Here is an 18,125-nt window from a genome sequence, read left to right as displayed (position 1 = left end):
TTTCGTACGAACTAGTTGGTTGGCTTAGCTATGCTATACCCATGAGAAGTGACGGTGAGGCGACCAGACAGCGAATTCTCGACGCTGCGCGAACGGAATTCGCCGACTTCGGCCTTGCGGGGGCTCGGGTGGATCGCATCGCTGCGGCCGCGAGCGCCAGCAAGGAGCGGCTGTACGCCTACTTCGGCGACAAGAAGGCTCTGTTCCAGGTGGTGCTGCAGTTGAATCAGCGCGAAGTTGCCGAGGCGAATCCGATCGACATCGACGACCTGCCGGGCTTCGTGGGTGGGGTCTTCGATCACACGATCTCGCACCCGGAGCACATACGGATGCTGCACTGGGCCCGACTGGAGGGCGTGTCTCCCTCGCTCTCCGACGACGACAGGTCGCGCCTCTTCCCCGAGCGGCAGCTAATCCTCGACGCGCAGGCGGACGGGAAGCTCGATGACCAGTGGGAGCCCGAGGATCTGATCACGATGCTCTTCGGGCTCGCCTTCGCCTGGGCGAGCGCGCCGAGCACCTTCACGGGCCCTGCCGACGCACAATCGAAGGCCGTCACCGCCCGAAGACGAGTCTCAGCGGTACGTGCCGCGCAGAAGCTGGTGCAGCCCGGTTACTGAGCTCCGAAGTGGCGATCGAGCGAGAAGTTGAACACGCCGGAATCGAAGGCGTTGTACGCCTCGTAGTCGAGCACCTCGTAGAGGCGAGCGCGCGTCTGCATCTCGGGCAGCATCGAGGTGAGCGAGCCCTCACGCGTGATCGTGTCGAGCCCCTTCTCGGCGGCGCCCATCGCCAGTCGCAGCAGCGACACCGGGAAGATGACGAGATTGAGCCCGACATCGGCGAGTTGTCTGGTCGTGAACAGCTCGCTCTTACCGAACTCCGTCATGTTGGCGAGGATCGGCACGTCGACGGCAGCACGCACAGCGGCGAACTCCTCGAGCGAGGCCATGGCCTCCGGGAAGATCGCGTCGGCTCCGGCATCGACGAGAGCCTTCGCGCGGTCGACCGCGGCCTGCAGACCATCGACACCACGGGCATCCGTTCGGGCCATGATCAAGAAATTGGGGTCTCGACGCGCTTCGACGGCTGCCTTGATGCGTTTCAGGGCCGTGTCGAGATCGACGACCTGCTTGCCGTCGAGGTGGCCGCAGCGCTTCGGGTTGACCTGATCTTCGAGGTGCATTCCTGCCACGCCGGCGTCTTCGAGTGTCTGGATCGTACGAGCGACGTTCATGGGTTCGCCGAAACCGGTGTCGGCGTCGACGATCGAGGGCAGATCGGTCATGCGGGCGATCTGCTGCGAGCGGCCCGCGACCTCGGTGAGGGTCGTGAGACCGATATCGGGGAGTCCGAGATCGGCGGAGAGAACGGCGCCCGAGATGTAGACCCCGTCCATGCCCTTCTGCTGGATGAGCTTGGCGGAGAGGGGGTTGAACGCCCCGGGAAAGAGCTGCAGTTCGCCGCTGGCCAGGCCGGCGCGCAGAGCTACGCGCTTGTCGGCCGCGGATGTCGGGGCATACAGCATCAGAAGAGTCCCTTCGGTGTGGCGATGCCCTCGAACAATCCGGGACGCGCCGTGATGGTGAGGCCCGCGAGCTCGTCGGCGCGGAGTTCGGGCAGGCGGGTGGCGACAGACAGGAATCGCTCGATCTCGGACTGCTCAAGCACGCCCTCGGCGAGAGTGCGGAACTTGGCGACGTACTGCTCGCGGGCGAAGGGTCGCGCGCCGAGCGGGTGAGCGTCGGCGACGGCGATCTGATCGCTGATCAGGGTGCCATCGGTGAGAAGGATCTCGACGCGTCCTCCGAACGCCTTCTCCTGCGGGTCGATCGAGTGGTATCGCCTCGTCCACTCTGAGTCCTCGACAGTGCGCACGCTCTTCCAGAGCCGCACGGTGTCTTCGCGCCCCGCGCGCTCGGGGGCATACGAGTCGACGTGATGCCATGAGCCGTCTTGCAGCGCCACCGTGAAGATGTAGGGGATCGAGTGGTCGAGGGTCTCGCGCGATGCGGTGGGGTCGTATTTCTGCGGGTCGCCGGCACCCGAGCCGATCACGAAGTGCGTGTGGTGACTCGTGTGGATCGTGATGCTTCCGATGTCCTCCGGGTGCTCCACGAGAATCGGATATTCGTTGTGCAGCTTGCGCGCCAGGTCGATCCAGGCCTGGGCCTGGTACTCGGCCGAATGCTCCTTCGTGTACGTGTCGAGGATGCCGCGCTTCGACTCGCCGGCGGTGGGCAGCGGAACCTCGTAGGAGGCACCGGGACCATCGAGCAGCCAGGCGATGACGCCGTCTTCGCCCTCGTAGATCGGAGTGGGGCTGGTCTCTCCGCGCATCGCTCGATCGACGGCCTCGACTGCCATCTTGCCGGCGAAGGCCGGAGCGTGGGCCTTCCACGACGAGATCTCGCCCTTGCGGGACTGCCGCGTGGCCGTGGTCGTGTGCAACGCCTGGCCGACGGCCTGGAAGATCGTCTCGATGTCGAGACCGAGCAGGGTTCCGATTCCGGCAGCGGCAGAGGGCCCGAGGTGCGCGACGTGGTCGATCTTGTGCGCGTGGAGGCTGATCGCACGGACGAGATCGACCTGGATCTCGTAGCCAGTGGCGATGCCGCGAATCAGCTCGGCCCCCGAGCGGCCCGCGTGCTGGGCCACCGCGAGGATCGGCGGGATGTTGTCGCCGGGGTGCGAGTACTCGGCCGCGAGGAACGTGTCGTGAAAGTCGAGCTCGCGAACGGCGACGCCGTTGGCCCAGGCCGCCCACTCGGGCGAGAAACGCGCATCCGATGCCAGACCGAACACGGTCGACCCGGGGGAGTAGGGGTGCCGTTCTGCCTGCGATCGCGCGGAGACGACGGGCCGCCTGGTCAACGAGGCTGCGGCGACCGCGGCGTTGTCGATCACACGGTTGATGATCATCTCGGTGACATCGGCATCGACAGCCACCGGGTCCGCTGCGACCTCCGCGATCGCGTGCGCAAGCTGGTCGCCACGCGCCAGCGAATCGGAGCTGGGATGGACGCGAACGGAGTGGAGCTTCACGGGTGCGATGTCCTTTCGACGACAACGGCGCGGCAAGACGGCGCCTGAGACAAGGCTAGGCCACGTGTCAGGTGCCAGACCGCTCCGCGCGAGAGTAGACCCGAACCTCCCATGGTTCGAGTGTCTGCATATCCCACTCCGGGTAGTTTCCGATGAGCCGCGTGCCGGCGTCGTCCGTCAGGCCCTGCGGCAATCTCAGCTGCTCGCTCGACCAGTTGCCCACGACGAGCAGACGATCGCTGCCGAGGGTGCGCGTGAAGGCGTAGAGAGTCGGATGCTCCGGCTCGAGCAGCGCGAATTCGCCCAGCGCGACGACGGCGAGCTCGTGCCGCAGCGCGATGAGGCCACGGTAGAACTCGAAGATCGACCTGTCCGCCGCAGCACGGTCGGTCTGCACGTTGATCGTGTCGGCATTGAGGTTGACCTCGATCCACGGCTCTGCGTGGGTGAAGCCCGCCTGCGGACCCGGCGTCCACTGCACGGGGGTGCGGGCATTGTCCCGGCTGCGGAACGCCATCTGCTCGAGGACGATCGCGGGGTCCGCGCCCCCGGCGACGACCTCCGAGTAGTGATTCACGCTCTCGATGTCCTTGTACTGCTCGATCGTCGTGAAACCGGCGTTGGTCATGCCGATCTCGTCGCCCTGGTAGATGTACGGCGTGCCACGATGAAGGTGCAGAATCGCAGCGAGCAACGTGGCTGACTCGTAGCGGAAGCGTGCGTCGTCGCCGAAACGCGAAACCGAGCGCGGCTGGTCGTGGTTGCCGAAGTACAGGCTGTTCCAGCCCGACGAGGCGAGGCCCGTCTGCCACCGCGCGAGCGATGTCTTGAGAGCGACGAGATCGAACGGGAGATTGTCGAACTTGCCCGCGTCGCTGTGATCGAGCCCGACATGCTCGAACTGGAAGACCATGTCGAGTTCTTCGCGGTCGGCTCCCGTGAACAGAGCCGCGTCCTCGACCGTGACTCCGGGCATCTCACCGACGGTGATCAGCTCGGTGTCTCTGCCCGCGAACACCTCGCGATGCATCTCGTGCAGGTAGTCGTGGATCTGCGGGCCCATGCTCGGCTGCACGCTCTCGCCGACCAGCTCCGCCTCCGTCTTGGCGATGAAGTTGATGACGTCCATCCGGAAGCCGTCGACTCCACGATCGAGCCAGCGGTTCATCATGGCGAACACGGCGGCTCGCACCTCGGGGTTCTGCCAATTGAGGTCGGGCTGCTTGGCCGCGAAGAGGTGCAGATAGTACTGACCCGTCGCGGCGTCAAGGGTCCAGGCCGGACCGCTGAAGGCACTCGTCCAGCCGTTGGGCTCGTGCCCCTCCATCGGGTCGCGCCAGATGTACCAGTCGCGCTTCGGGCTGTCCCTCGAAGACCGTGACTCGATGAACCAGGGGTGTTCGTCGCTCGTGTGGTTGACCACCAGATCCATCACGAGCTTCATGCCGCGTTCGTGCACCTCGGCCAGCAGCACGTCGAATTCCTCGAGGGTGCCGAAGAGGGGGTCGATGTCCTCGTAGTCGCTGATGTCGTAGCCATTGTCGGCCTGGGGCGAGCGGTAGATCGGCGACAGCCAGATCACGTCGACGCCCAGCTCGGCGAGATGGTCGAGCTTCGAGCGGATGCCGCCGAGGTCTCCGATGCCGTCGCCGTTCGAGTCGGCGAAGCTCCGGGGGTAGATCTGGTAGACCACGGCGCGGGTCCACCAGGCGGCTGTTTCGGGTGCGGGCTCTGTCATGGTCATTTGACCGATCCTCTCATCACTCCTCTTCGCTAGGGTGTGGGAATGGTCAGCCCGTCAATCTCGCCGTCCGATTTCACCGAGGCCCTGGGCGTCGGCGTCGCCCAATTCGCCCCCGGCACTGACAAGGCCGCCAACGTGACGACGATCACGAGGCTGGCCGAGCGGGCGGCGTCGCGTGGCGCATCCATCGTCGTCTTTCCCGAGTACTCGTCGTACTTCTCCGACCCGTTCGGCGAGGGTTTCCTCGAGAATGCCGAACCACTCGACGGCGCATTCGTCACGGCGCTGCGTTCCCTGGCTGGCCGACTGCAGATCCACATCGTCGCGGGCATGATCGAGACGACACTGAAGGGCGAACGGTTCTCGAATGCCGTCGTCGCCGTCTCGCCGTCTGGGCAGCTCGTGGCCTCGTACCGAAAGCTCCACCTCTACGACGCGTTCGGGTCGCGTGAGAGCGACTTCGTCGAACCTGGTGCCATCGAGGCTCCTGAGACCTTCACCGTCGGGCCATTCACCGTGGGGCTGCAGACCTGTTACGACATCCGCTTTCCCGAGGTGTCGAGGCGCCTGGTCGACGCCGGAGCGGACCTCGTGCTCGTGCCCGCCGAGTGGGTCAGGGGAGTACTGAAGGAGCACCACTGGCGCACGCTCGTGACCGCGCGGGCCCTCGAGAACACCATCTATGTCGCCGCGGCCGATCACACGCCGCCTATCGGGGTCGGGGCCAGCCTCGTCGTCGATCCGATGGGAGTGACCGTCGCATCCCTCGCGGAGAACGAAGACGTCGCCGTCGCGTGGATCGACCGGGGACGCCTCGACGAGGTGCGGCGTGTGAATCCTGCGCTGGCTCTGCGACGCTTCGGAACGCGAGAGCTGTAAGAGGCGGTTGATATGGCTGCGGAGCGGGAGAGCCTGCAATTCTCGTCGCGTGACGAGTTCCGCGACTGGATGCTCAAGAACCAGGATCTGGAAGTCGGCATCTGGCTGATCGTGGCCAAGAAAGGCGCGCCCTTCGCGACGGTCACCTATGCCGAGGCGCTCGACGTGGCGCTCGAGTTCGGATGGATCGACGGGCAGTCGCGCTCACGCGACGAGTACACGTCGTTCCGAGGGTTCACACCACGCAGGGCTGCCAGCCCGTGGTCGATGCGCAACCGCCTGGCGGCAGAGGCGATGATCGCCGAGGGCCGGATGTCGTCTCGCGGCCTGGCCGAGATCGAGCGGGCACGGGCAGATGGCCGGTGGGACAGGGCATACGCGACCTCGACAGATGCGCAGCCGCATCCGGACTTTCTCATCGCTCTGGAGCGGAACCCCGCCGCACAGGCGTTCTACGCGACCCTCAATGCGCAGAACCGGTTCGCGGTGTACTACCGCATCCATGCCCTGAAGACGGAGCAGGGTCGGGCTCGCGCCATCGAGCGAATGGTCGAGAAGCTCGCGCGTGGAGAGAAGCCCGCGGGCTGAGGTCAGCGGCTCTCGCGCCCCGCGCGCGCGAGCTGGGCTGCGGCCCGTTCGAGCACGTCGACCTTCTTGCAGTACGCGAACCGCACGAGCGACGAGTACTCGGCCGCGAGCTGTTCGCCGCAGAAAGCACTGATCGGAATTCCTACGACGCCGGCGAGAGCGGGCAGTTCTCGGCAGAGCGCTGCTGCATCGCTGTACCCCAGGGGTGCGGCATCGGCCACGATGAAATAACCGGCGCGCGGGGTGAAGACGTCGAAGCCGGCCTTGACGAGTCCCGCCGAGAGAATGTCGCGCTTCGACCGCAGGATGCGGGCGATCTGTTCGAAGAACTGGTCGGGCAGCCCGAGGCCGACGGCGATCGCGGGCTGAAAAGGTGCGCCGTTCACGAACGTCAGAAACTGCTTCACGGCGAGGATGGCGGTGACGATCTCGTGGGGTGCGGTCAGCCACCCGATCTTCCAGCCTGTGGTGTTGAACGTCTTGCCGCCCGAGGAGATCGTCACGGTGCGCTCCCGGGCGCCGGGCAGAGTCGCGACGGGGATGTGCGGAATGTCGAAGGTGAGGTGCTCGTACACCTCGTCGGTCACGATGATCGCGTCGTGCGCGTGAGCGAGTTCGACGATCAGCTCGAGTGTTTCTCGGGGGAGCACCGTGCCGGTGGGGTTGTGCGGGTTGTTGATCAGGATGACCCGGGTGCGGTCGGTCACGGCTGCGCGCAACTCGTCGTGGTCGGGCAGGAACGCGGGGAGCCGCAGGGGTACGGTCCGATGGATGCCGCGGGCCAGGGCGATCACGGCGCCGTACGCATCGTAGAAAGGCTCGAGAGTCACCACCTCGTCGCCGTCGTCGACGAGGGCCAGCAGCGTGGCCGCAAGACCCTCGGTGGCGCCGGCCGTGACGAGTACCTCGCGTTCAGCGTCGACATCGAGCCCGTAGAAGCGTTTCTGGTGAGCGGCGATCGCGTCGCGGAGAACGGGCATTCCGAGGCCAGGCGGGTATTGGTTCAGTCCATCGCTGATCGCCTGTCGTGCCGCATCGAGGATCTCGGCGGGGCCGTCTTCGTCGGGAAAGCCCTGCCCGAGATTGATCGCTCCTGTCGACGTGGCGAGCGCGCTCATCTCGGCGAAGATCGTGGAACGGATGGAGCCGTCGGGCGAGAGAAGGCCCGCGCCACGCGCTGTGCGCCGCCAAGAACCGGAGATAGTCACGAACACCAAACCTACCGCCAGAGGCTCTGTGGATAACTTTCCCCGTCATCCGCCGTCATCCTTTACGGTGTACCCATGTTCGGTCAGAAACGCGGTGCGTCTGTTCGGCGATCTTTGTTCGCAAGCGGCCTAGTCATAGTCATGCTTTCTGCAGCTGGCTGCGCTCGCCCCCAAAACGGAAGTGGACCGACCCCAGCGTCTCCGATAGCGACTCAAACGACATCTCGTGAAGAAGCCAAAACAATCGCGACCGAGAGTTACAAGAGTTTCCTTGCTGTCAGCGATGAAGTGGGTGCCCAAGGAGGATCCGATACTACAAAGCTGTCTCAGGTTTCAGAGGGAGAAGCGCTCAAAGAGATCGTTCAAAATATGAGCGAACTTAGTGAGGCCGGTCTTCGGATTACCGGAGCGACTGGACTCGTTTACGTCGAAATTGCTGACTGGGACGACAGTCGGATTCGGGCGTATATCTGTGAAGATGTGGGAGCTGTTGACCTCCTTGATTCCCAGGGCAACTCCCTCGTTTCTCCTGACCGTGTGTCGATTACGCCATTTGAAGTCGAGTTGAAACACAGTCAAGATTCACTCTTCCTGCTTTCTGAGAGGAAGGTATGGACGGGAAAGAATTTCTGCGAGTAGCAGTTCTGAGCTCGTTAGTCGTTTTAGGCATATTCCTGCCTGTGCACGCTTCTGTTGCGAACGCGGCGGGTTGTTCTCAAATCGATCAGTGGACATCGGGGTGCGGGGAGGTGTCCGGCGGCGGGGTCAATGTCGGGGTGGGTGGTAGCAGCCCCGGCAGCGGCGGATCGGGTGGCGGTGGCGGCGCTCAGGAGTCCGGCGGCGGCGAGTCTGGCGAACCCGGGGGCGGCGGTGTCGAGGTTCCGTGCATCGCGACGAATGAGGAGCTGTGCGACGAGGTGCGGCTCGACGCGCCCAACGCGGGCAATCCAGCGGCGCCAGGCGTCACGACGGGCGAAGTCGCTCACCTCGTACCGGCCGTCAGCGCGCAAGGCATGGAGCCGAGGGGCTTCATGGTGGTCGGGCTTCCGACGAACTTCTACGCCGACGCCACGTCATCGATCGTGACGACGACCCTGCTGGGAACTCCGGCCGAGGTTCGGTTCACGCCTGTGTCCTTCACCTGGGATCACGGCGACGGCTCCAGCATGACGAGCGGAACGGGCGGCGCCACGTGGTCAGCTCTGGGCCTGGCCGAGTTCTCAGAGACAGCGACGAGTCACGTCTTCGATCGCGCCGGCGACTACACGATCTCGCTCACCATCCGCTATTCCGCGGAATACCGAATCGGCGGCGGCGCGTGGCAGGCGCTCGCGGGAACGGTGCCCTCCACATCGCCGCCGCTGACGGCTTCGGCGAAGGCCGCTAAGACGGTGCTCGTGGCTGACAACTGCGGTCAGCGACGCGTATCTCCGGGATGCTGAATCCCCTGGAATGGCTGAGCGCGATGCGGCCCGTGGCAACTCAAAGCTCGGCCCGAGCGATACGGCAGTCCGTTTTCAGCCCACGTATAGCCAACGTCCAGCTTCGATGGCGATGCTTATGTGGCTTGGAAGGAGCACCCATTGTCTGAGAACACCGACAACCCGATCAACCCGGCGGCAGCCGAGGGCGTTGACCGCGACGACACCACGAACACCGGTTCGAGCCCCGCCGCCACCGAGCACGCCCCCGCCTTCCCCCACTACGCACCCGGTGCATCCGCCGCGACACCCAACCCGGCGACCGAGCCTGAGGCAGCTGCGCCGCAGCCCTCGTCTCCGCAGCCTCATACTCCGCAGCCCGCAGCTGCGCCGTACACCCCGGGCTACTCGCAGACGCCCGCCGCCGCACCGCAGCCTCCGCAGCACACCGCGCCGACCCAACCTGTTCACGGCACGACCGCGCAGTACGCCGCACCGCACAACCAGACCCCATCGGGCCCTCATGCGCCCCACCAGCCGCAGGCCAACCAGACCCAGCCGACTCTGCCCTACGCCGCTGCACCGGGCAACTACGGAAACGGCTCTTTCGGCCAGCCGCCTCAGCAGCCGCCGGTCGCGGGAGCGGACACCTCCGGCTCCAAGGCCCCCAAGAAGCGTGGAGCGACCCTGATCGTGGCCGCTCTTGCCATTGCGGCGCTCGTCGGCGGCGCATCCGGGGCTGGAATTACCGCGCTGACGCTGAACCAGAACCAGCAGACCTCGAGCTCGAGCGCATCCGGCCCGCAGACCATCACGGTGAACGACGCGAATGACGCGACGCTCGCCACGGCGGTCGCCGCCAAGGCATCGCCCTCGGTCGTCACGCTCTCGGTCAACGACGGACAGTCGGGCGGAACGGGCTCGGGTGTCATCCTCTCGGACGACGGCTACATCCTCACCAACACCCACGTGGTGACACTCGACGGTGCGACGGGAAAGCCGACCATCCAGGTCACCACGAACGACGGACGGATCTTCTCCGGAACGCTCGTCGGCACCGATCCCGTGGCAGATCTCGCCGTGGTCAAGCTCGACAAGGCGAAAGACCTCACTCCGATCACCTGGGGTGACTCGTCCAAGCTCAACGTGGGTGACTCCGTTGTCGCCATCGGCGCACCACTCGGCCTCTCGGGAACGGTGACGACCGGCATCGTCAGTGCTCTGAACCGCGCGATCACCGTCGCGTCGTCCGCTGCGCCCAAGGGTGACACCGACTCGACTCCTCCCGACCAGAACGGCGCACCGGGCGACGGCACCCAGCAGAACCCCTACGACTTCTGGAACTTCGACATTCCCGGCCAGGGAGGTTCGGAAGCTCCGAAGCAGGCTCAGGCCACGTCGAGCATCTCGCTTGCCGTCATCCAGACCGACGCTGCCATCAACCCCGGCAATTCGGGCGGTGCGCTGCTGAACGACAAGGGTGAACTCATCGGAATCAACGTGGCGATCGCCAGCGCAGGTTCTAGCTCGAGTTCGTCTGGGCAGTCGGGCTCGATCGGAGTGGGATTCTCCATTCCCGCAGACCTCGCCAAGCGCATTTCCGAAGAGATCATCAAGAACGGTGCCGGAAGCCACGGACTCCTCGGTGCCTCCGTGGGCGACGCCAGCTCGGATCAGGCACTCGCCAGCGTCACCGCAGGAGCCCTCGTGAAAGAGGTCTCATCGGGCGGAGCTGCGGAGAAGGCGGGAATCAAGGCTGGCGACGTGATCACGGCCTTCAACGGCATCCCCGTGGCCGGCGCGACCGACCTCACGGCGCAGGTTCGCAGTCTCGCTGCGGGCTCCGATGCCAAGCTCACGGTCTACCGTGACGGCAAGAACCAGGACATCGATGTGAAGCTCGGAGAGCTCACCCAGTAATCGATCTGCGTGTCGGCGATCCCCGGACGGCTTCGGCTGTCCGGGGATTGCTGCGTGCCGGGGGAGACCGCGAACAGATGCGCCGATGAGGCCTGCGATAGGCTCGTTCGGCCAGTGTCGGCGCGACGACATCGAATCCCGCGTGCGACAGGGCACCAGAACACAACGAGTGGATGCCATGACCCCGAACACCCCAGCGAGCTCACTGCCCGGCGTCTCTTACGTCATGCCGGTGCTCAACGAGGTCACCCACGTCGAAGCGGCGATCGACAGTCTGCTCTCTCAGGACTACCGCGGTCCGTTCGATGTGATCGTGGCGCTCGGACCGAGCATCGACGGAACCACCGAGCTCGTCGAGCGTCTCTCGAGGGTCGATCCGCGCATCCAGGTGATCGACAACCCCACGGGCTCGACTCCCAGCGGCCTGAATGTGGCGATCAACGCCTCGCACAATCCGATCGTTGTTCGGGTCGACGCGCATTCGGTGCTTCCGACGGATTACACGCGGATCGCCGTCGAGACGATGGCGCGCACGAATGCCGCGAACGTCGGCGGCATCATGCAGGCCGAAGGCACAACGCCGTTCGAGGATGCCGTCGCCGCGGCCTACGGGTCGGCAATCGGACTCGGAGGAGGTCAACACCACCTCGGTGGTGAAGAAGGTCCGGCGGAGACGGTCTACCTCGGGGTCTTCCGCCGCGAGTGGATCAAGCGGGTGGGCCTCTTCAACGAGGAGATCCGCCGCGGCCAGGACTGGGAGCTCAACCGGCGCCTGCGCGAAGCCGGGGGCGTCGTCTGGTTCACGCCGAAGCTCACGGTCGTCTACCGCCCGCGGCCGTCACTCGAGAAGCTCGGCCGGCAATTCTTCTCCACAGGCCTCTGGCGGGGTGATCTGGCCCGGCGGTTCTTCAGCTCTAACGCGCTCAAGTACTTCGCTCCGCCCGTGGCGGTGCTCAGCGTGGCTCTCGGCCTTCTGTTGGGATGCTTCGGGTACTTCGGCCTGGTCGGGAACGCCCAAGGCCCCGCGCTGGTGATCTCCTGGATCTTCACGGCGCTTTTCATCTTTCCGATTCTCTACCTGCTGCTCGTGGTCGTGGCGTCGATCGGCATCGCTGCCCGTCGAGGTATTCGCACGGGTGCATGGTTTCTCGTAGTCTTGCCGTGCATCCACTTCAGTTGGGGAACGGGCTTCATTCTGGGGTTCCTGAAGCTCACGAGCAATATCACCGCGCACACCGGAAGGTAACCGTGTCACCGACGTCAACGCGAGGACGGCCGTCCTCGATCGCCGAGCTGCGCGCTGTCGCCCAGCCTCCTGAGGTTCGAGGCCGCCGCAATGCCGAGCACTGGACCGCGTCGCTCTACCTGCGCAACATCTCTCCCTATCTGACCTGGTTGCTGCTCAAGACGTCGATCTCGGCGAACGGGGTCACCGGCCTCATGATCCTCGTGGGATGGTCGACGGCGGCCGCGCTTCTCATCCCGGGCATCGGAGGGGCTTTCCTCGCTCTCGTGCTCGGCCAGTTGCAGATGCTCGTCGACTGCTGCGACGGCGAGGTTGCGCGATGGCGGGGAACCTCCTCTCCCGCCGGTGTCTTCCTCGACAAGGTCGGCCACTACACGACCGAATCGCTGATTCCCATCGCCCTCGGCATCCGGGCGGCCGGCTTTCCGTTCGACGCACCGGCCGACTATCTCTGGACGACTCTGGGCTTCGCCCTCGCCCTCGTCATCGTTCTGAACAAGGCACTGAACGACATGGTGCATGTGGCCCGGGCCAACGCGGGGCTCAGCAAGCTCGCCGACAAGCAGGGGGAATCCGAGCCGTCTCAGCGTCTTGTTGCGCGGCTGCGCAGACTGGCTCGATTCGTCCCCTTCCACCGCCTCTACCACTCCGTCGAACTCACGATGTTGGCGTTCGCCTTCGCCGCCCTCGGCCTCGTCATCGGAGGTCCTCTTGCCGACCGCATCCTGGTGAGCGCTCTGCTGCCCCTCGCGGTGCTGGCTCTCATCGGACACTTCGTCGCGATCATGGCGTCGAAGCGGGTGCGCTCATAGGCGACGTGCCAACGCCCGGGGTGCCGACGCCCGAGGCGCAAACGCCCGCCGTGGGGGTCGTCGTGCTGACCCAGGGCAAGAGGCCCGATGACCTGCGCCGCGGTCTCGAGTCGATTCTCGCTCAGACGGGAGTAGTGCTCGACATCGTCTGCGTCGGCAACGGCTGGGTGCCGGAGGGGCTGCCGGATGGCGTCGCCTCGCTGGCCCTGCCCGAGAACCTCGGTATTCCCGCGGGCCGCAACGCTGGCGTCAGTGCGGTCTCGGGGGAGTTCATCTTCTTTCTCGACGACGACGCGAGCATCCCGTCGACGACTTTCCTCCTCGACGCCATCGATGTCATCCGACGAGATCAGCGCATCGGACTCCTGCAGCCGCGGGTGGTCGACCCGCGGGGCGTGACGAATCCCCGTCGCTGGACCCCGCGCATCCGCAAGGGCGACCCTCGTGTCTCGTCGCCCGTCTTCTCCGTGTGGGAGGGCGCGGTGCTCCTGCCCCGATCCGTCTTCGATGCGACGGGTGGGTGGGCGGCGCCGTTCTTCTACGCACACGAGGGTATCGAGCTCGCGTGGCGCGTCTGGGATCAGGGCCTCATCACCTGGTACGCGGGCGAGCTTGTGGCGAATCACCCGGCCATCGAGCCGACCCGGCACTCGTTTTACTACCGTCTCAACGCCCGGAACCGGGTCTGGTTGGCCAAGCGCAACCTGCCCGCGGTGCTCGTTCCCGTCTACGTCGGCGCGTGGACAGGCATCCAGATTCTTCGCTGGGCCCGCCGCCCGACAGCACTGCGTGCCTGGTTCGGTGGTTGGCTCGCAGGCTGGCGCGAAGACGCCGGCGAGCGGCGGCCTATGCGCTGGCGCACCGTCGCGCGGATGACGAGGGCCGGCAGGCCGCCGATCGTCTAGACGGCGCACCAGCGCTGTTCCCGGATGCCTCGAGCTCGTTGATCACGATTGGCTACCGGTAGAGCCCCCTGGTCGGGGGCCGCAGCGGAGGCTGAGTACCCTTGAAACGTGGGAATTCTTCGCGACGCCAAGCTCGGTCTCAAGGTCGGAGTGGACCTGATGAAGTCGCGACGAACACGGGGTCAACTCGCTCACAAGCTCTCTCGTCGGCCCGAGTTCGCGCCCGGAACGTTCGAGATCGGGGTGTACTTCGCCGATGGCGACGTCAACCTCTATCAGCTCCGACAGTGGTACGAGCCGCTGCTCGAGCTGTCGAAGACCTGGCCCGTCGTGATCCTCAGCCGAAGCCCCTCGGCGATGAACGCTCTCCTCGACGAGTCCCCGCTCCCGGTCGCCTACGTGCGCAAGGTCGTCGATCTCGAGCGCCTGATCGAAGAGCAGCCGCTCAAGATCATGTTCTATGTGAATCAGAACACCCGCAACTTCCAGATGATGCGTTACGGGCGCCGCTGGCACGTTTTCATCAACCATGGTGAGAGCGACAAGATGTACATGACGACAAACCAGTTCAAGGCCTACGACTACAGCCTTGTCGCCGGAGAGGCGGCTGTCGCGAGACTCAACCGTGTTCTGTGGGACTACGACTTCGACAAGCGGGCGATCCGCATCGGACGACCTCAGGCCGACCACTACTCGGGGCCGGTTCCCTACACTCCAGATGGGCGCCGCGTCGTTCTCTATGCACCCACGTGGGAAGGCGATCGGCCGTCTGCAGCATACGGGTCGATCGCGACCCACGGAGTCGGCCTCGTGACGCAGCTTCTGGCGACCGGAAAGCATCGCGTGATCTACCGGCCCCACCCCCGGAGCGGTGTCGTCGATGCGAATTATGCCGCGGCGAACCAGCAGATCATCAGGCTGATCGCGCAGGCCAACAGCGCCGATCCTCGGGCCCAGCACGTCTACGACGACGGCCCCCAGCTGGGGTGGCAGCTCGCTGCGGCGGACATGGCGATCGTCGACATCTCTGCCATGGTCTACGACCGACTGGCGAGCGGCAAGCCGCTGTTCGTGACACGCCCGGCGAACGCCCTCGCCGAGATCGACTCGAGCGGCTATCTCTTCGAGGCCGAGTGGCTCGACGCCGATGAGGCCGTCGACATCGTGTCGCGGATCGACGCGCTCGAGCATGACCCGGAAGCAGAGGCTCGCCTCGCGTACTGGGTCGAGCGATACTTCGGCGATACGACGCCCGGTGCCACGACGCGCCGTTTCCACGAAGCGATCGCCGGGCTGATGGCCGAGTGGCAGAGGAACGCGGCGCTACACGCCGACGATGGCGCTGTCGACGACCACGAGCCTGTCACCGAAGAGTCGGACTGACGACAGGGAGCGGGGAGCTGAGGGCTGTCTTCAGCGCTCGACGCGGGCGAGTCGCATGCGCACCAGAACGACGGCGATGCCGATGACGACCAGAACGACGGCTGCGGCGACGAGCATGGGTACGAAGGCAACGCCGGTATCGGCTAGCGTCGTGCTCACCGGGGTGATTTCTGTGAAACGTGCGAACAATGCTCTCACCTCGCCTTCATATGTGTAACAAATGTGTAACTTCGTCAACCCTAGCAGTTGACTCTCAGCAATTCACCACGTTGATGTGCGAGTCGCCGAATCGAAGCACAATAGAGACCATGGTTGATATCACCGATTCCGGACACAGCTACGAGCTGAGCATCGATGGCGAGGTCGTGGCCCGCTGTGACTACCGAGACGCCGGGCCTCGTCGGGTCTTCACCCACACCGAGGTCGACGCCGCCCACACCGGGCAAGGTCTGGCGACGACGCTTATCGAGTACGCGCTGAACGACTGTCGCACTCAGGGAATGCGCATCGTGGCTCGCTGCCCTATGGTGTCGTCCTATCTCGGGAAGCACAACGACTTCGCCGATCTGGTCGACGCTCCGGCGGGAGTGGACGCACCCGAGACCGGCCAGACCCCCGAACGTCACTGAGGCCCCATCGACTCAGATTCGCACGTCCGGCCACTGCGAACCCGGAGCATCCGGTGCCAGCACGTCGGGCTCTGGCGTCGTACGAGAGCGGGTGAGCATGCGCGGCCGACGTCGTTTCTCGTTCGACAACTCTTTCTGGCGAGGCGCCTTCTTCTCTCGCGGCACGACGACCTTCGGCTCGAGGCTCGCAGGGAAGAACGGCGGGGGAGGGCCGAAGGCGTAGCGTGCGCTGTGAACGACCTTGCGTCCGAGGATGTGATTGCCCGTTCCGCCGATCACGGCGCCGACGCCGAAGGGCACGAGGCGACCGACAGCCCCTGCTCCCGCCCGAGCGGCCAGGTGTTTGAGGAACGTGGTCTTCATCCGGTCTGCGATCGGTCCGATAGCGAACTGGGGGAGGCTGCGCGTCACCAATGTGCCCCAGTACTGGTTTCGTGGCGCACCCGTGCCCGTCACCTGACCAGCCAACTGTTTGACCAGATCGGATCCCGCGGTACCCATCATCATCGACATCACGAGTGTGCGTGCCCGATCGGGGTCGTCGACGGCGATGCCGTGTACCTCTGTGATCGACTGCGCGAACAGGGCGCTGGCCTCGAGGAACCCCGCCGTCTCGACGCTCGTGAGGGCGAGAGAGATGCCGACTCCGATTCCCGGGATCACGGCGCTTGCGCCGACGGCTGCGCCGCCTGTCGTGACGGCGGCGAGATAGCGGGTCTCGAGGATCTTGATGATCTGCTCGGTCGTCGCGTTCGGATGCATCTTGCGGATGGATCGGATGTGCGCGATCACGACCGGGCGGTGCACGCTCAAGAGGCCGTCGATGCCTTTGGTGAACTGCGGGTGCAGGTCCGGGTCGTAGACCGTCGGCCCTGGCTGGGCCTCGCCGATCTGTTTCTGCTTCTTCGCCACTGAGAGTCCTTCGTTCGGTCGGTGGGGTGATCATCCTACGTTTCGAACCCGAGAGGCGTAGCGTCGACACATGCAAACTCGACCCGCGCATGCCCAGATTCCCGAAGACGGCCAAGAGTCGGTGTGGGACTACCCACGCCCTCCTCGTGTCGAGAAATCGACCGAACGCATCCAGATCACCCTTGGCGGTGTCGTGATAGCCGATACGACCGACGCTCGCCGAGTATTGGAGACGAGCCATCCGCCCGTGTACTACGTGCCCCGTGCCGACTTCGCCGACGGGGTGCTCAGCCCCGCGTCCGGCAGCTCGTTCTGCGAGTTCAAGGGATCCGCGAAATACGTCACGCTTCAGGGCGGAGGACATGTGGCGCAGGGCGCGGGCTGGTTCTATCCCACGCCGACGGCCGGATTCGACGAGCTTCGAGACAGGGTCGCCGTCTATCCGTCGGCCATGGATTCCTGCACCGTCGACGGCGAGGCGGTCACGCCGCAGGAGGGTGACTTCTACGGCGGGTGGATCACCTCGCGGGTGGTCGGCCCGTTCAAGGGCGCGCCGGGAACTCTCGGCTGGTGAGGCGAGCCCTATTCGGCCGTGACGAAGTCGATGAGCTGCTCCACACGGCCGAGTAGCTCGGGCTCGAGATCGGTGTAGGTCGACACCCGAGAGAGGATGCGCTGCCAGGCGCGCGCGATGTCGGCCTGCTCCGCGTGCGGCCACCCGAAGGCCTCGCAGATTCCGTGCTTCCACTCGATGGAGCGAGGAATGACCGGCCACTCCGTGAGCCCGAGTCTGGCGGGTTTCACCGACTGCCACACATCGACGTAGGGGTGGCCCACGACGATCACGTTCGCGCCGTGGGGGCCGCGAGCGACCTTCTCGGCGATGCGGCTCTCCTTCGAGTTCGGAACCAGATGGTCGACGAGAACTCCCACACGCCGCCCTGGTCGGGGCCGGAACTCGGCGAGGACCTCCTCGAGGTGGTCGACACCCTCGAGATATTCGACCACCACGCCCTCGGCCCGCAGGTCGGAACCCCAGACCTTCTCGACGAGCTCGGCGTCGTGTCGGCCCTCGACGAAGATGCGGCTCGCCCTGGCGACGCGTGCTCGTTCCTGCGGCCCCGCGATCGAGCCGGATGCCGTGCGTCCGAGTCCGGTCTGCTTCGTTCGAGGAGCGCGAACGGCCACCGGAGTGCCCTCGAGGAGGAAGCCCGGTCCGAGAGGGAACATGCGGCGGCGGCCTTTCCAATCCTCCAGCTCGACCATCCGTCCTTCGATCCGCACGACGGAGCCGCAGAAGTCGCTCGCGACGTCTTCGAGAACGAGATCGGTGACGGCCTCGACGACCGGGAGGTCGATTTTGGCTGGACGCCTCGAGAAGTCGGCCAGTACGTCGGAGCCATAGCGATCGTCGGTGTTCATCTGGTCGACGT

General features: G+C 65.4%; 19 protein-coding genes. 12 read left to right on the top strand and 7 right to left on the bottom strand.

Annotated elements, in window-relative coordinates; translation table 11 throughout:
- The first annotated feature begins 41 nt into the window (after positions 1–41).
- Complete coding sequence (locus ASF79_RS08805) at positions 42–620, top strand: TetR family transcriptional regulator (protein ID WP_055853832.1); 579 nt, start codon at positions 42–44, stop codon at positions 618–620.
- Here ASF79_RS08805 and prpB read toward each other — a convergent pair.
- The 3 genes from prpB to ASF79_RS08790 all read right to left on the bottom strand — a co-directional run bounded on the left by prpB (position 614) and on the right by ASF79_RS08790 (position 4,789).
- On the bottom strand, positions 614–1,528 hold the full coding sequence (gene prpB, locus ASF79_RS08800; protein ID WP_055780432.1) for a methylisocitrate lyase: 915 nt from the start codon (positions 1,526–1,528) through the stop codon (positions 614–616). The genes ASF79_RS08805 and prpB overlap by 7 nt on opposite strands.
- A complete protein-coding gene (locus ASF79_RS08795) occupies positions 1,528–3,045 on the bottom strand; it encodes an MmgE/PrpD family protein (protein WP_055853830.1) in 1,518 nt (505 codons plus the stop codon). The genes prpB and ASF79_RS08795 overlap by 1 nt, the downstream gene beginning before the upstream one ends.
- A gap of 67 nt (positions 3,046–3,112) precedes the next feature.
- Positions 3,113–4,789 carry a glycoside hydrolase family 13 protein gene (locus ASF79_RS08790; RefSeq protein ID WP_055853827.1) on the bottom strand — a complete coding sequence of 559 codons (1,677 nt, stop codon included), beginning with the start codon at positions 4,787–4,789 and terminating at the stop codon, positions 3,113–3,115.
- Positions 4,790–4,831: 42 nt separating this feature from the next.
- On the opposite strand from ASF79_RS08790, the gene ASF79_RS08785 reads away from it, so the two are divergent.
- Together ASF79_RS08785 and ASF79_RS08780 are read left to right on the top strand one after the other, a co-directional pair.
- A complete protein-coding gene (locus ASF79_RS08785) occupies positions 4,832–5,668 on the top strand; it encodes a carbon-nitrogen hydrolase family protein (protein WP_055853824.1) in 837 nt (278 codons plus the stop codon).
- A gap of 12 nt (positions 5,669–5,680) precedes the next feature.
- Positions 5,681–6,256 (top strand): YdeI/OmpD-associated family protein, encoded by a 576-nt coding sequence (locus ASF79_RS08780; RefSeq protein ID WP_055853819.1) that lies wholly within the window; start codon positions 5,681–5,683, stop codon positions 6,254–6,256.
- 2 nt (positions 6,257–6,258) lie between these two features.
- On the opposite strand, the gene ASF79_RS08775 is transcribed toward ASF79_RS08780, so the two are convergent.
- Entirely contained in the window at positions 6,259–7,464 is a 1,206-nt protein-coding gene (locus tag ASF79_RS08775) for an aminotransferase class I/II-fold pyridoxal phosphate-dependent enzyme (RefSeq protein WP_055854670.1), read from the bottom strand.
- 75 nt (positions 7,465–7,539) lie between these two features.
- On the opposite strand from ASF79_RS08775, the gene ASF79_RS17320 reads away from it, so the two are divergent.
- From ASF79_RS17320 to ASF79_RS08745, 7 genes are all read left to right on the top strand, one after another.
- On the top strand, positions 7,540–8,103 hold the full coding sequence (locus tag ASF79_RS17320; protein WP_156366192.1) for a hypothetical protein: 564 nt from the start codon (positions 7,540–7,542) through the stop codon (positions 8,101–8,103).
- Between the two features lie 137 nt (positions 8,104–8,240).
- Positions 8,241–8,906 carry a PKD domain-containing protein gene (locus ASF79_RS08770; protein WP_156366191.1) on the top strand — a complete coding sequence of 222 codons (666 nt, stop codon included), beginning with the start codon at positions 8,241–8,243 and terminating at the stop codon, positions 8,904–8,906.
- 141 nt (positions 8,907–9,047) lie between these two features.
- Positions 9,048–10,805: a S1C family serine protease gene (locus ASF79_RS08765; protein ID WP_235500702.1), complete on the top strand. Its 1,758-nt coding sequence runs from the start codon at positions 9,048–9,050 to the stop codon at positions 10,803–10,805.
- 178 nt (positions 10,806–10,983) lie between these two features.
- On the top strand, positions 10,984–12,051 hold the full coding sequence (locus ASF79_RS08760) for a glycosyltransferase family 2 protein (RefSeq protein ID WP_055854667.1): 1,068 nt from the start codon (positions 10,984–10,986) through the stop codon (positions 12,049–12,051).
- A 2-nt stretch (positions 12,052–12,053) separates the two neighbouring features.
- Positions 12,054–12,863 carry a CDP-alcohol phosphatidyltransferase family protein gene (locus ASF79_RS08755; protein ID WP_055780454.1) on the top strand — a complete coding sequence of 270 codons (810 nt, stop codon included), beginning with the start codon at positions 12,054–12,056 and terminating at the stop codon, positions 12,861–12,863.
- 5 nt (positions 12,864–12,868) lie between these two features.
- Entirely contained in the window at positions 12,869–13,768 is a 900-nt protein-coding gene (locus ASF79_RS08750) for a glycosyltransferase family 2 protein (protein WP_235500701.1), read from the top strand.
- Between the two features lie 108 nt (positions 13,769–13,876).
- Entirely contained in the window at positions 13,877–15,151 is a 1,275-nt protein-coding gene (locus tag ASF79_RS08745) for a hypothetical protein (RefSeq protein ID WP_055853809.1), read from the top strand.
- A gap of 30 nt (positions 15,152–15,181) precedes the next feature.
- Here the strand turns inward: ASF79_RS08745 and ASF79_RS17785 are convergent, their stop codons facing one another.
- Positions 15,182–15,310, bottom strand: coding sequence for a hypothetical protein (locus ASF79_RS17785; protein WP_268750580.1), 129 nt, complete (start codon positions 15,308–15,310; stop codon positions 15,182–15,184).
- Between the two features lie 149 nt (positions 15,311–15,459).
- Here ASF79_RS17785 and ASF79_RS08740 point away from each other — a divergent pair, with 149 nt between their 5' ends.
- The gene (locus ASF79_RS08740) at positions 15,460–15,780 is read left to right on the top strand and encodes a GNAT family N-acetyltransferase (protein WP_055853807.1); all 321 of its coding nucleotides are present in this window, start codon (positions 15,460–15,462) and stop codon (positions 15,778–15,780) included.
- Positions 15,781–15,792: 12 nt separating this feature from the next.
- Here the strand turns inward: ASF79_RS08740 and ASF79_RS08735 are convergent, their stop codons facing one another.
- Entirely contained in the window at positions 15,793–16,692 is a 900-nt protein-coding gene (locus ASF79_RS08735) for a hypothetical protein (protein WP_235500700.1), read from the bottom strand.
- Between the two features lie 70 nt (positions 16,693–16,762).
- On the opposite strand from ASF79_RS08735, the gene ASF79_RS08730 reads away from it, so the two are divergent.
- Entirely contained in the window at positions 16,763–17,266 is a 504-nt protein-coding gene (locus ASF79_RS08730; protein ID WP_055853803.1) for a DUF427 domain-containing protein, read from the top strand.
- Between the two features lie 8 nt (positions 17,267–17,274).
- Here the strand turns inward: ASF79_RS08730 and ASF79_RS08725 are convergent, their stop codons facing one another.
- Positions 17,275–18,114 (bottom strand): DUF3097 domain-containing protein, encoded by an 840-nt coding sequence (locus tag ASF79_RS08725; RefSeq protein WP_055853799.1) that lies wholly within the window; start codon positions 18,112–18,114, stop codon positions 17,275–17,277.
- Between the last annotated feature and the right edge of the window lie 11 nt (positions 18,115–18,125).

Origin of the sequence: Agreia sp. Leaf335 (genome assembly GCF_001423605.1) — a bacterium.
Lineage (GTDB): Bacteria > Actinomycetota > Actinomycetes > Actinomycetales > Microbacteriaceae > Agreia.
This window is presented reverse-complemented; position numbering and strand designations above follow the sequence as displayed.

Coding starts and splice junctions, on each gene's coding strand:
- ASF79_RS08780 (WP_055853819.1), top strand. CDS start 5,681: ATGGCTGCGGAGCGGGAGAGCCTGCAATTCTCGTCGCGTGACGAGTTC.
- ASF79_RS08785 (WP_055853824.1), top strand. CDS start 4,832: ATGGTCAGCCCGTCAATCTCGCCGTCCGATTTCACCGAGGCCCTGGGC.
- ASF79_RS08740 (WP_055853807.1), top strand. CDS start 15,460: ATGGTTGATATCACCGATTCCGGACACAGCTACGAGCTGAGCATCGAT.
- ASF79_RS08760 (WP_055854667.1), top strand. CDS start 10,984: ATGACCCCGAACACCCCAGCGAGCTCACTGCCCGGCGTCTCTTACGTC.
- ASF79_RS08805 (WP_055853832.1), top strand. CDS start 42: ATGAGAAGTGACGGTGAGGCGACCAGACAGCGAATTCTCGACGCTGCG.
- ASF79_RS08790 (WP_055853827.1), bottom strand. CDS start 4,789: ATGACCATGACAGAGCCCGCACCCGAAACAGCCGCCTGGTGGACCCGC.
- ASF79_RS08725 (WP_055853799.1), bottom strand. CDS start 18,114: ATGAACACCGACGATCGCTATGGCTCCGACGTACTGGCCGACTTCTCG.
- ASF79_RS17320 (WP_156366192.1), top strand. CDS start 7,540: ATGTTCGGTCAGAAACGCGGTGCGTCTGTTCGGCGATCTTTGTTCGCA.
- ASF79_RS08730 (WP_055853803.1), top strand. CDS start 16,763: ATGCAAACTCGACCCGCGCATGCCCAGATTCCCGAAGACGGCCAAGAG.
- prpB (WP_055780432.1), bottom strand. CDS start 1,528: ATGCTGTATGCCCCGACATCCGCGGCCGACAAGCGCGTAGCTCTGCGC.